Here is a 12,391-nt window from a genome sequence, read left to right as displayed (position 1 = left end):
AAACTCCGGGATATTGTCATGAAGAGCCTCACCAGATCACTGTTCGTCCTTTTCGTTCTTTTCCTGCCGCTCCAGCTCCAGGCTGCGGGCCTTGGCGATTTCACCAGGGGTATGACCGAGAAAAAGGGCTTTTATGATTTCTACCTGGATGAGACCAGGGGCCGGGTCTACCTCAAGCTCGACCGGCTCGGCGAGGAATTCATCTTCCAGACCGGCCTGCCGCAGGGCCTCGGTTCCAATGACATCGGCCTCGACCGCCGCCAGCTCGGCTACACCCGGCTGGTGAAATTCGTGCGGGCCGGCGACAAGATCCTGCTGATGGAGGTCAACACCAAATTCCGCGCCACTTCCGACAATCCGGCCGAGGTTACCGCGGTGGAGGAAGCCTTTGCGAGCTCGGTGCTGTGGGGCTTCAAGATCGAAGCGACCGACAAGACCGCGGGCCTGATCGACCTCACTGATTTCCTGCTCTCTGACCAGCACGGCATTGCCGAGGCGGTGGCCCGGGCCAAGCAGGGCGGCTTCAGCCTGGATGCGAGCCGCTCGGCGCTCTATGCGCCGCGCACCAAGAGTTTCCCGCTCAATACTGAATTTGAAAGTACGCTGACCTTCAAGGGCGGTGAGCCCGGCCAGTATGTGCGCGACGTGGCGCCCGACGGTAAACAGTTTACCGTGCGCCAGCATATTTCCTTCGTCAAACTGCCGGATGACGGCTACCAGACCCGGGTGTTCCACCCCAACAGCGGCATGTTCCCCATGACCTATGTGGATTATGCGACGCCGCTGGGCGAGGATATGACCAAACGGCTGATCCCGCGCCACCGGCTGGTCAAGAAACATCCGGAGCAGGCGGTCAGCGATCCGGTCGAACCGATCGTCTATTACCTGGATGCGGGCACGCCGGAGCCGATCCGCAGCGCCCTGATCGAAGGCGCCTCCTGGTGGGCCCAGGCCTTTGAGGCGGCCGGTTTCTCCAATGCCTTCCGGGTCGAAATCCTGCCCGAGGATGCCGATCCCATGGACGTGCGCTACAACATCATCAACTGGACCCACCGCGCCACCCGTGGCTGGTCCTATGGCTGGGGCGTGATTGATCCCCGCACCGGCGAGATTATCAAGGGCCATGTCACCCTCGGCTCGCTCCGGGTGCGCCAGGATATCCTGATCGCCACGGCGCTGACCGCCCCTTATGCAGACGCCGACAGCACCATCAAAGCGCAGAAGGAAATGGCGCTGGCCCGGATCCGCCAGCTCGCCGCCCATGAGGTGGGCCATACCCTCGGCATTGCCCATAACTTTGCCGCCAGCCTGTCGGGCCGGCCTTCTGTGATGGATTATCCCCATCCGCTGATCAAGATCACCGCTGACGGCAAGCTCGACCTCAGCGACGCCTATGACACCGACATCGGCGAATGGGACAAGCTGGTGGTCAAATACGGCTACAGCCAGTTTGCCAGCCCCGAGGAAGAGAAAGCCGGGCTCAGGGCGATCCTCGCTGAGCGGGCGCAGGAAGGGCTGCGGTTCGTCACCGACCAGGATGCGCGCAGCCTGCGCGATTTCAACGCCGGCTCCAGCCTGTGGGACAATGGCGCCAATTCCATTGATGAACTCGCGCACCTCAGGGACGTGCGTAGCATTGCCCTTGGGAACTTCTCCGAAAAGAATATTCCGGTCGGCGAACCCTACAGCTCGCTGGAGGAAGTGCTGGTGCCGCTTTATTACCTGACCCGCTACCAGCTGGAAGCGGCCGGAAAATATGTCGGCGGCCTGGTCTATGACTACAGCCTGCGCGGCGAGGAAGAGGTTCCCTACCGGATCGTGCCGCCGGAACAGCAGCGCGAGGCGCTTGACCAGATCCTCGCGGCGGTGACGCCGGAAGAGCTGGTGCTGCCGGAAAATATCCTCAAGCTGATCCCGCCCAAGGCCTATGGCTACGATCTGACGCGGGAGAGCTTTCCGCGCCATACCCTGGGCCAGCTGGATGCGCTGACCGTCGGCGAAGCCACGGCCGGTCATGTCTTCACGATCCTGCTGGACCCGGCCCGGCTGGCGCGGCTGGAACAGTTCCACCAGCGCGGCCAGGGCCTGTTTAACCTGGCCGGCTATTTCGACTATATCGCCGACAGCACCGTCCGGGCGGAGCGGCAGGAGAAAATGGCCGGGGCCATGCAGCGCCGGGTCGGTCATGTGCTGATCCTGCAGATGATGAAGCTGGCGGCCGATAAGAACGCCGCCGAGTCTGTGCGCGCCATGGCCTTGCTCAAGCTCACGGAATTGGCGGACTGGATGGAAAATTCTGCCCGCAAACTGTCGCGGCATCCGGGTTTCAAGGCCCATTATGCCTTTGAAGCCGCCCGCATCCGCGCCTTCATGGATGGCAGTTTTGATCCTGTCTCAGAAGCCCCGGCCGCCATGCCGCCGGGCTCGCCGATTTAAGGAGCGGGAGAAATGGAAGCTCCTCAATTCAGGGATATTGTCGCCGCCGCCGGACGCATTGCCGGGGTGGCGACCAAAACGCCGTTGCTGGAAAACCCGTTGCTCAACGAAGACCTGGACGCGCGTATTCTGATCAAGCCCGAATGCCTGCAGCGGGTCGGCGCCTTCAAATTCCGCGGCGCTTATAACCGCCTGGTGCAACTCACTGAAGACGAGCGGGCGCGGGGTGTTGTCGCTTTTTCTTCCGGGAACCATGCCCAGGGGGTCGCCTCGGCCGCGAAAATCCTGGGTATCGACGCGACCATCGTCATGCCGTCCGATGCGCCGGAGATGAAGATCGCCAATACCAGGGGTTATGGCGCCAACGTGGTGCTCTATGACCGGGCGACGGAAAGCCGGGAGGAAATCGCCGAACGTATCGCCGGGGACAGGGGCAGCGTAGTGGTACCGGCTTATGAAGACCCGCATATCATTGCCGGACAGGGTACCGTGGCGCTGGAGCTGGTTGAGCAGGCCGGGGAGGTGGGTGCCAGTCTTGACGGTTTCCTCTGTCCGGTCGGCGGCGGCGGTCTTGCGTCCGGCTGCTCCATCGTATTAAAGGAGCTTTCGCCCGAGACTGAAATCTATGGCGTCGAGCCGGCGGGATTTGACGACCTGAGGAAGTCTCTTCAAAGTGGCCAGCGGGAGACCAATGAGAGGTTTTCCGGTTCCGCCTGTGACGCCCTGTTGTCTCCCTCCACCGGCGACCTGACCTTTTCGATCCTGAAGCATAAGCTCTCCGGCGCTCTGGCGGTCAGTGACGAGGAGGCGCTTGCGGCGGTGAAATATGCCTGGCAGAAGCTGAAACTGGTGGTGGAGCCGGGCGGCGCCGTGGCGCTGGCGGCGGTGCTGTTCGGCAAGCTTGACGTGACGGGAAAAACCGTGGCGATCGTGCTGAGCGGCGGCAACGTGGATGAGAAAACCTATGTCCGGGCCCTGGGGTCAGAGCTGCCAAAGTTCACTTTCTGATTTTCATCAAGGACCATCCGTGCTAACTCTGTCACAAAAATACTAAAGTGCCACATAAAGCAATAGAGGAATTCAATGTCTGAAACCGTGTTGATCATCGGCGCCGGGCACGGCTGTGCCCAGGCCGTCGCCAGCCTCCGGTCGGAAAAATTCGAAGGTAAAATAGTCGTCGTGGGAGACGAGGACTATATCCCGTACCAGCGTCCGCCCCTGTCCAAGGATTTCCTCAAGGGCGACCTGCCGCTGGAGCGGCTCTATATCAAGCCGCAGAAATTCTATGATGATCGTGACGTAGAGATGAAAACCGGCGTGCGGGTGACCAAAATCGATCCTGCTGGCAAGACTGCCGACCTGGATAACGGCGAGAGCGTGTCCTGGGATCACCTGATCATTGCCACCGGCAGTCATGTGCGCAAACTGACCTGCCCGGGCCATGATCTTGGCGGCGTGCATTATCTGCGCACCGTGGCTGATGTGCACGGCATCCAGGCCGATTTCGACGGCGCCAAGGATGTGGTAGTGGTCGGCGGCGGCTATATCGGGCTCGAGATTGCCGCTGTGGCGCGCCAGAAAGGCAAGAATGTCACTGTGCTGGAAATGGCCGACCGGATCCTCAACCGGGTGGTGGCGCCGGAAATGTCCGCCTTCTACCAGCGGGTCCATGAAGAGGAAGGCGTCAAAATCCTCTGCAATACCGGGGTGACCGCGCTCGAAGGCGACGGCGGCAAAGTCAGCAGGGTGCTGACCGGCGACGGCCAGGCCTTTGATGCGGACCTGGTGGTGGTCGGAATCGGCATCGTGCCGGCGCAGGAACTGGCGGAAGCGGCCGGGATCGAGCTCGACAACGGCATCAAGGTGGATGAACATTGCCGCACCAGCGCCGCTGACGTTTTTGCCATCGGCGATGTGACCTCCCACCCGAGCCCGCTGTACGGCCGCCGCATCCGTCTGGAGAGCGTGCCCAACGCCATGGGTCAGGCCAAGATTACCGCCAAAGCCATCATGGGGACCCTTGAGGTCTATGACGAAATTCCCTGGTTCTGGTCCGACCAGTTCGACATGAAGCTGCAAATCGCCGGCCTCAGCGCGGGCTATGACCAGATCGTCATCCGCGGCGACCTCAACAGCCGCTCCATTGCTGCCTTTTATCTAAAGGACGGGGTGCTGATCGCCATGGACGGGGTCAACCGGCCGGCGGAATTCATGGCCAGCAAGAAGCTGATCACCATGAAGGCGAAACCGGATCCGGACAAGCTGGCCGATCCGGACGTCAACATGAAAGAATTTCTCTAGGACAAAGAAAAGGCGGGAAGATCCCGCCTTTTTTATCTTCGGCGTCTGAGGCTGATGCGGCCCGCAAAAATGATCTGAAAAATGCTCTGTCCAAAAATTGCTATATCATATATATTTTAGGACGTTGTTCGTACGCTCTCTTAACGAAACCGGCGGCCGTAAATTAACAGCGAAGGGTTGGATCATGCCTCTGAAAAAACTTCATCACTATAATATCTGGACAGCGGACCTGCAGGGTACCCTGGAGTTCTATTCCCGGGTACTGGGCCTGGAGGAAGGGCCGCGTCCGGAAATTCCAACACCCGGCGCCTGGATGTATGATCCCTCAGGCGAACCGGTTTTGCATATTTATGACGGGGGGGCAATCGGCCGCGACGTGCCGCATGGCGGCGGCGCACTGGACCATGTGGCGTTCGAAGCAGAGGATTTTGAGGCCATGGTGGCCCATATGGAAGCGACCGGCACGGCCTATACAACCAACCTGGTGGAAGGGATCGGCCTCAGTCAGATTTTTGTCGATGATCCGAATGGTATCACCATTGAACTCAATTTCATGGATTAGCCGCCTTTTCAGGACAGCTTTTTGCCATAGACATTGGAAAGATGGCCAAACCCGCGGCGGCCGAAAAACCTGTGCGCGTCTTTGTCGCGCTTGCCGCTTTCCAGTAGAAACCATTTGCAGTTGCTTTGCCTGCGCTGGCAGTAAGATTTTAGTTCTCCCTTGGTTGGGTTTTGTCCCGGAGAAGAGAGTATGTTCGGGTTGCGGGTGAAACACGTAAAAACGCCCATTTCAAAAACATACTAGGGAGATCAAATAAAATGACAATTGTAAAGAACAGCGTCAGTCGCATTGTACTGGCCGGTGTTTTGTCATCTGTTCCACTGGCGACCGCCGCATACGCCGCAGACGAAGGCTCTGCCGTGACCCTTGAGGAAATCGTCGTTACTGCGCAGAAGCGCAGCCAGAACATCCAGGATGTGCCGATTGCCATTTCTGCCGTGACCGCAAACATGTTGAAGGAACGCGGCATCAATGATGTATCAAAACTGAGCAATATGACCCCCAACGTCACACTGGACGCCGGGACGCCTTTTGCCGGGTCCAGCAATGTTCTGTCAGCCTACGTTCGCGGGATCGGCCAGAATGACTTTGCCTTTAACCTGGATCCGGGGGTCGGCGTTTATGTGGACGGTGTTTACTACGCCCGTACCGTTGGCGCCAACATGGACCTGGGCGATGTGGAGCGCATCGAGATCCTGAAAGGCCCGCAGGGCACCCTGTTCGGCCGGAACACCATTGGCGGCGCCATTTCCATTGTCACCCGCGAGCCCGGCGACGAATTTTTCGTGACCGGTGAGATGATCACCGGCAGCTATAACCGCCTCGACGCCAAGGCTTCCGTTGATCTGCCGATCAGCGACACGATCCGCAGCAGCTTTTCCTTCTCCACCAAGAGCCGGGACGGTTTCGTCGAGCGCATACCTTATGTGGACGAGGAGTTCGGCTCCTACGTCACGGACGGCAATCAGTTCCGTATGGTCGACAAGATGGAAACGAGTCAGACCGAAGGCGGCGAGGACACCTGGTCACTGCGCGGTAAAATCGTCGCGGAGGCGTCCGACAGGCTGAAAATCACCCTGTCCGGCGACTACAACTATGAAAACCAGGAAGGACTGGCCAATACCCTGCTGGCGGTGCCCAACAGCGACCAGCTGCCGTTTGGACCGACCGCCAACAACTTCACAACAATCTATAACACCTGTATCAGTTCCACGGCAGCCGAACTGGCGGCGGCGATTCCGGCGCCGTTTGATCCTGGCTTTACCAACCTGAGCCTGGTGTGTGGCGAGCGCGGTGTAGCGGCGTCAGCGATCAACCCGCTGGGCCGGACCAATGTCACAAGCCCCATTGCCAGCGTGAATGTGGATGACGATCCCTACAACAACCGTCTGATATATGACGAACGGTTCATCACCGACGATATCGACAAGAGTTATGCCTCCGGACCCAGCTTCTCCTGGATGCAGTCCTGGGGCGGCGCGCTGACTCTGGATTATGACCTTACCGACAAGATGGCGCTCAAATCCATTACCAGCTACCGCGAGCTGCACTGGCAGGCCGGGATGGACCTGGACGGGGCGCCGATCGAAATCCTCGAACTCAGCTTCGAAATGAACCAGTGGCAGTTCAGCCAGGAATTCCAGCTCAATGGCACCGCCATGGATGACAAGCTGGACTATGTGGTTGGTGTCTATTACTTCAAGGAGAAGGGCGACCTGCATGACCTGGTGGCGTTCCCGGCCGGCCTGCTGCAGGTGGACGGTAACAACCTGCTGGAAACGGAAGCCATGGCGGCTTTCGCCCATTTGAATTATCGCTTCAACGATCAGTTCAGCATTACTCTGGGCGGTCGCTATACCGACGAAAGCAAGAAATTCCAGGGGTTCCAGAGCGACCTGAACGGCTTCAACTATAAAATCGGCGGTATTCCGATCAACGCCCTGATCGGCATTCCCTGTGATGACGCCGGTCCGTTGCCGCCAACAGACATGTGTGATTTTGCCGCCCTGGTCGGGTTCCCGGACCAGGATAATGTGCTGCGCTATCATCCGCCGGGTGAATTCACCCAGGATTTTACCGACTTTTCCCCGCGTATCGGCGTGGAATATAAGCCCAACGAAGACATGATGCTCTACGCCTCATATTCCAAAGGGTTCAAGACCGGCAGCTGGACCACGCGCTATTCCAACCCGGTGACCGTCGAGCAGGCCGCCCCCGGCTTCAAGCCGGAAAAAGCCGACAGCTACGAGATTGGCCTCAAGTCCGAATTGGCGGATCGCACCATCCTGCTGAACATGGCTGGTTTTTATACCAAATATAAAAACATCCAGCTGAACCAGCAGGAAGGCGTCTCCCCGACGCTGCGCAACGCCGGGGACGCGGAAATCTACGGGTTCGAGATCGAAAGCCAGTTTGTGCTTTCTGCTGAATTCTCCGTGAACGCCAATGTGGGCTATACCCATGCCAAATACACCCGGGTTGAAGACGGGGTGAACGCGGGCGGTCATCTGCCGAAAACACCGGAATGGAAATTCAACATCAATCCGCGCTATGACCATGACCTGGGCGACGGCAAAGGGTTCGTCCTGTTCAGCTTGGACTATACCTACACCTCGACCCTGTTCAATGACACGGAAAACACGCCCCAACTGGAGCGTGGCGACGTAAACATGCTGAACGGGTTTGTCAGCTATCGTCCGGAAAGCGAAGCCTGGGAAGTCGCTGCCGGCGTCAATAACATCCTGGACGAACGCTATCTGGTCACCGGGTCCGCCAACCTGGCCTCCGGCCAGGTCTACGGCACCTATAACCGTCCGACGGAATGGTTCCTGAAACTCTCCTTCAAAATGTAAAGGACAGGAACGTCAGAATAACTGCTTTCCCAACTGGAGAAAGGCAACTGCAGGGCCGCGAAACGCGGCCCTCTTTTTTTAGGCCGGTTCAATATCCTCGAGGGACATGTTCATCACGGCTTTCCAGACATTATCCATTTCCGGCAACCATCCGTGAAGCAGCGGGGAGGTGGCCTGATCAGCGGCCCAGCCCTTCTTCAGGGTCAGATATTTGTACATGAAAACGGAAACCCGGGCATTGACCACACAATGGACCAGCATCTTCTGGCCTTCAAGGGTATCCATCAGCCCGAAGAATAGACGCAGATGTTCCGCTGTCGGCGCGTCGAAGGGGACGGGAATGTGGAAATAGGAAAGGCCGTAGGATGTCACCAGACTGGCTTCATCGGCCAAGGCATTATCTGAGTCCGGCATCGCCAGGTTGATGACGGCGCGATAGTCTTCGGCGGCAATCGTTGCAAACTGGTCCCTTGTCGGCTGGCCGGCTGTGCCGACAAGGTCAGTAGTTTGATGAAAATTGAAAAGCTGTTCCATGTCCCCCTCCTGAAAGGAAACCTAGGCCGGATTGGGGGCGGGACTGCCAACCTTGATCGGCGCGGATTCCTTGAGGCCAAGGGCCAGAAGGCCGCTGCCGATGGCACATCCCGTCTGGATCAGAAGCGGGGCGGAAAGTCCGAACTGGTCAGCCGCCCAGCCGGCGATGGCCGGGCCGGAAAAACCACCGATGATTTCCCCGATCGCCATGATCAGGCCCATGACCGTGGCGACATACCCCGGGGGAAGAGTTTCCGCCGGTACCGTGGCCATGAAGACCGGGAAGGTGCCGTTCAGGGCCCAGCCGATGAAAAGAAACGCTGCCAGTATGATCACCGGCCCCTGAAAATAGAGGGCGCCCAGGGGGCAGACCACGCCGACGAGTGAGAAGAGCACCAGGATCGGCTTGCGGCCGAACCGGTCCGACAGCCCCGGCACCAGGAAGGCGCAGACTGTGGCGGAAATGCCGAGGGTGCTCATCAGCCAGCTCATGGTGGTCGGCTCAAATCCCCGCGCCTGGACAAAGAAGATCGGCATGAAGGCCCAGGCAATCACCAGATAGGACACCGAGAGGATGCTGATCAGCCCGCACAGAACAATATTGCGGTAGCGGAACAGCTGGAAGGTGTTCATCTTTTTGGGCTTGTCTGTGGCCTCCTCGGCCTGGTTTTTCTTGGGGAAAAGCGCTTTCTGGGCGCCGGGCTCGCGAATATATTTCCAGATGAAGAAGGCTGCAATCAGGCCCGGCACCCCGGAAATAAAGAAGGCGATGCGCCAGTTGAACATTTCCGCCAGCGCCACCAGGACAAGCGGGGCGGCAAAGGAACCCAACAGGTTGCTGCCGAAGTTCTGCACAAAGCCCATATAGAGTCCGCGTCTTTTGGGCGAGACTTCGGTCACGATCATGGCGTGGGACACCGGCATCATCGGTCCTTCGGATATGCCCATGATCAGGCGGGCGACCAGCAGCATCATGAAGGAGGTGGCAAGACCCGACAGGAAGGAGCAGCAGGAGAAGATAAAAATGGCCGCCAGCAGGAAGATTTTCCTTCGCCCCGTGGCGTCGGACAGGGCGCCCAGCGCATAGCCGGAAATGGCCCAGGTCAGCGACAGGGCCGAAGATAAAAATCCGATCTGGGTGTTGCTCAGCCCCAGGTCAGGGGCGATAAAGGGGACAAGGAAATTTACGGCATTGCGGTCGAAAAAGGCGATCCCGAAGGTAATGCTCAGGATCGTCGCCATTTTGGTTTCATACTTCATTTTTTACTCCCCGGATCTACCGGCCCTATATTTCTAAAATTGTTATATTTTTCAAGCTCTTGGGTTGACCATGACCTTGCATTGGGTGGTTCGTTTGCGCAGTCCCTCAAAGACTTCCGGCATCTCCTCCAGGCTCACCGTTTCCGTGATCAGGGATTGGGGCACCGGCTTGTCGGCCTCGAGCGCATCAAGGGCGACCTGATATTCCCTGACCTCGAAAAAGGCCGAGGTCTGGATGCAGACCTCCTTGGACAGGGCGACAAAGGGCACGAAAGTATCGGGCTGGGTGCACAGTCCGAGGACAACAATCTTGCCCTGCACCCGCACATGCTCCACCGACTGGGCGATCAGGCCCGGCAGTCCAACGCACTCAAAAACGATATCGGCGGGACCGCCGATGGTTTTGTTGACCTCCTCTACCAGATTTTCCCGTGAGCTGAAGAAGGAGGTGGCGCCCATGGCATAGGCGCGGTTTTCCTGAAAGTTATTGAGGTCGGCCACAGCCACATGCAGGGCCCCCATGCGCCGGGCCCAGAACGCTACGGCAAGACCGATGGGTCCCGCGCCAAGCACCAGCACCCGGTCCCCGGGTGTCAGTCCCGACTTGACGACGCCATGCAGGCCCACGGCCAGCGGCTCCACCAGGGCGCCGTCTTCCAGGCTCAGCATATCGGGCAGTTTGATGCATTGTCGCTCGCTGGTGACGGCATATTCGCCGTAGCCGCCGCCCTGCAGTTCCATCTCAGAACACCAGGCGGGCTGACCGGCCAGGCAGCTTGGGCATTTGCCGCAGCTTTTCAGGGGAATGACGGAAACATTATCGCCCACCTTGAGGCGGCTGACATTTTTCCCCGTCGCTACAACTTCGCCGGAAAACTCATGGCCGAGCACCGTGTCGCAGGGGGTGCCGAACGCCGGGTCCTCGGTCATATGCAGGTCGCTGCCGCAGATGCCGCAGCGTCCCACCTTGACCACAACCTGGCCTTCGCCCGGGGTGGGCTCGGGAATATTTTCCACCTCGAGCGGCTTGTGGAGGCCTTTGAACAGGGCTGCTTTCATGGGGGATCTCCGTCTGTTAGTCCACCTGGCCCAGCATGGTGCCGCCATCGATCACAATCTGGGCGCCGTTGACATAGGACGAGGCCGGCGAGGCGAGATACAGGGCCAGTCCCTTGATTTCATCAGGCGTGGCGATGCGGCCAAGCGGGTTTCGTACTTCAAACGCTTTGCGGTCCTCGGCATTTTTCAACCGGCCGCCGGCGATGTTGGTCATGAAGGCGCCCGGGGCAATGGCGTTGATCTGGATGCCGTATTTGGCCAGTTCCAGGGCCATTTGGCGCACCAGGTGGGCGACACCGGCCTTGGCCGGCATATAGGGGGTGCCGACGATTGGCTCGCAGATGATGGCGGCGTTGGAAGAGGTGACGATGATCCGGCCGCTGCCTTTGGGCTTCATATATTTTACCGCCGCCTTGATGGTGTTGAACACGCTGGTCAGGTTGGCGTTGATTGAGCGGTCCCAGGCTTCGTCAGAGACATTTTCAATTTCCCCGGCCGGGTTGCGCTCGTCCTCTACGGTCAGGAAACCGGGACCGACGTCGATCCCGGCATTGGCGAACACCACATCAATGGAGCCATAGGCGTCATTGGCTTCCTTGAACACCTGTGCCATCTGTTCCCGGTTGGTGACGTCGAGGACCGCGCCGCGCACGGTGCAGCCGCGGGCGGCCAACCGGTCGACCTGCTGCTGCAGGGTGTCGGGATTGATGTCAGTCAGGGTGACCTTTGCCCCCATGTCCGCCATCACTTCCGCATAGGCCAGGCCGAGGCCGCTGGCGGCGCCGGTGACCAGGGTAGAGAGGCCTTCCACATTGAAGGCCTGTTTGAGATCAAATTTCTCGCTCATGATCTGCCCTTTTCTCAGATGAACAAATTCTGGTTGATGGGAAGGTTGTTTTCCTCGCAATAGGTGACATAGTGTTCGATGAACCAGAACACATTGAGGGTTTGATCGAGCTCGCCCTTCTCATTGTAGAATTCGCTCGCCCCCTGCATCCAGAAAATGGCTTTCATGCCGTTGGGATCGTCGCTGACCAGGGTGTGGGCGGTGCCGGGAGCTTCGGTAAAGAAGTCGCCGGGACGGGCGACCCAGTCATGTTCCAGGTAATAGACGCTGCCTTCCAGGCACATGGCGGAGACGGCGCCCTGATGCTTGTGGGTGCCGATGATGCCCGGGGATTTGACCCACAGGATATTGCAATAGGAGTTGGTGCGTACATCAAAGGTCAGATGGCGAATGGCAGCATTGTCACCGAACGGCACCCAGGGGGAATCCTTCTCGGAGGCGCTGATGAAGCCGCCTTCAACGCCAAAACGCTCAATGGTCTTGGCGTAGGGTTCCGGTACCGGATTTCTGTCGAATTTCATTGGCTGTGTCATGGTTTAA

Annotated in this window: 10 protein-coding genes; 5 read left to right on the top strand and 5 right to left on the bottom strand. The window is 58.8% G+C overall.

Annotation, left to right across the window (positions count from 1 at the left end; all coding sequences use genetic code 11):
* Window positions 1–18 precede the first annotated feature (18 nt).
* From FIV46_RS14750 to FIV46_RS14730, 5 genes are all read left to right on the top strand, one after another.
* Window positions 19–2,436 carry a zinc-dependent metalloprotease gene (locus tag FIV46_RS14750; RefSeq protein ID WP_139941697.1) on the top strand — a complete coding sequence of 806 codons (2,418 nt, stop codon included), beginning with the start codon at window positions 19–21 and terminating at the stop codon, window positions 2,434–2,436.
* A 12-nt stretch (window positions 2,437–2,448) separates the two neighbouring features.
* Window positions 2,449–3,444, top strand: a complete 996-nt coding sequence (locus FIV46_RS14745; protein WP_139941696.1) for a threonine ammonia-lyase — start codon at window positions 2,449–2,451, stop codon at window positions 3,442–3,444.
* A 75-nt stretch (window positions 3,445–3,519) separates the two neighbouring features.
* Entirely contained in the window at window positions 3,520–4,737 is a 1,218-nt protein-coding gene (locus FIV46_RS14740; RefSeq protein WP_139941695.1) for an NAD(P)/FAD-dependent oxidoreductase, read from the top strand.
* Between the two features lie 184 nt (window positions 4,738–4,921).
* Window positions 4,922–5,299, top strand: coding sequence for a VOC family protein (locus FIV46_RS14735; RefSeq protein ID WP_139941694.1), 378 nt, complete (start codon window positions 4,922–4,924; stop codon window positions 5,297–5,299).
* A 257-nt stretch (window positions 5,300–5,556) separates the two neighbouring features.
* Entirely contained in the window at window positions 5,557–8,151 is a 2,595-nt protein-coding gene (locus FIV46_RS14730; RefSeq protein WP_139941693.1) for a TonB-dependent receptor, read from the top strand.
* 78 nt (window positions 8,152–8,229) lie between these two features.
* Here the strand turns inward: FIV46_RS14730 and FIV46_RS14725 are convergent, their stop codons facing one another.
* Genes FIV46_RS14725 through FIV46_RS14705 form a run of 5 tightly spaced genes read right to left on the bottom strand, consistent with a single transcriptional unit; the run spans window position 8,230 to window position 12,384 of the window.
* Entirely contained in the window at window positions 8,230–8,685 is a 456-nt protein-coding gene (locus FIV46_RS14725) for a protein tyrosine phosphatase family protein (RefSeq protein WP_139941692.1), read from the bottom strand.
* Window positions 8,686–8,706: 21 nt separating this feature from the next.
* The gene (locus tag FIV46_RS14720; protein WP_139941691.1) at window positions 8,707–9,945 is read right to left on the bottom strand and encodes an MFS transporter; all 1,239 of its coding nucleotides are present in this window, start codon (window positions 9,943–9,945) and stop codon (window positions 8,707–8,709) included.
* Between the two features lie 51 nt (window positions 9,946–9,996).
* On the bottom strand, window positions 9,997–11,004 hold the full coding sequence (locus FIV46_RS14715) for an alcohol dehydrogenase catalytic domain-containing protein (RefSeq protein WP_139941690.1): 1,008 nt from the start codon (window positions 11,002–11,004) through the stop codon (window positions 9,997–9,999).
* Window positions 11,005–11,020: 16 nt separating this feature from the next.
* Window positions 11,021–11,851 carry an SDR family NAD(P)-dependent oxidoreductase gene (locus FIV46_RS14710; RefSeq protein ID WP_139941689.1) on the bottom strand — a complete coding sequence of 277 codons (831 nt, stop codon included), beginning with the start codon at window positions 11,849–11,851 and terminating at the stop codon, window positions 11,021–11,023.
* A gap of 14 nt (window positions 11,852–11,865) precedes the next feature.
* The gene (locus FIV46_RS14705) at window positions 11,866–12,384 is read right to left on the bottom strand and encodes a 2,4'-dihydroxyacetophenone dioxygenase family protein (RefSeq protein WP_139941688.1); all 519 of its coding nucleotides are present in this window, start codon (window positions 12,382–12,384) and stop codon (window positions 11,866–11,868) included.
* Between the last annotated feature and the right edge of the window lie 7 nt (window positions 12,385–12,391).

The organism is Emcibacter nanhaiensis, from assembly GCF_006385175.1.
Lineage (GTDB): Bacteria > Pseudomonadota > Alphaproteobacteria > Sphingomonadales > Emcibacteraceae > Emcibacter > Emcibacter nanhaiensis.
This window is presented reverse-complemented; position numbering and strand designations above follow the sequence as displayed.

Excerpts from the sequence above, each read along its gene's own strand:
- FIV46_RS14750 (WP_139941697.1), top strand. The coding sequence starts at position 19 with ATGAAGAGCCTCACCAGATCACTGTTCGTCCTTTTCGTTCTTTTCCTG.
- FIV46_RS14745 (WP_139941696.1), top strand. The coding sequence starts at position 2,449 with ATGGAAGCTCCTCAATTCAGGGATATTGTCGCCGCCGCCGGACGCATT.
- FIV46_RS14740 (WP_139941695.1), top strand. The coding sequence starts at position 3,520 with ATGTCTGAAACCGTGTTGATCATCGGCGCCGGGCACGGCTGTGCCCAG.
- FIV46_RS14735 (WP_139941694.1), top strand. The coding sequence starts at position 4,922 with ATGCCTCTGAAAAAACTTCATCACTATAATATCTGGACAGCGGACCTG.
- FIV46_RS14730 (WP_139941693.1), top strand. The coding sequence starts at position 5,557 with ATGACAATTGTAAAGAACAGCGTCAGTCGCATTGTACTGGCCGGTGTT.
- FIV46_RS14725 (WP_139941692.1), bottom strand. The coding sequence starts at position 8,685 with ATGGAACAGCTTTTCAATTTTCATCAAACTACTGACCTTGTCGGCACA.
- FIV46_RS14720 (WP_139941691.1), bottom strand. The coding sequence starts at position 9,945 with ATGAAGTATGAAACCAAAATGGCGACGATCCTGAGCATTACCTTCGGG.
- FIV46_RS14715 (WP_139941690.1), bottom strand. The coding sequence starts at position 11,004 with ATGAAAGCAGCCCTGTTCAAAGGCCTCCACAAGCCGCTCGAGGTGGAA.
- FIV46_RS14710 (WP_139941689.1), bottom strand. The coding sequence starts at position 11,851 with ATGAGCGAGAAATTTGATCTCAAACAGGCCTTCAATGTGGAAGGCCTC.
- FIV46_RS14705 (WP_139941688.1), bottom strand. The coding sequence starts at position 12,384 with ATGACACAGCCAATGAAATTCGACAGAAATCCGGTACCGGAACCCTAC.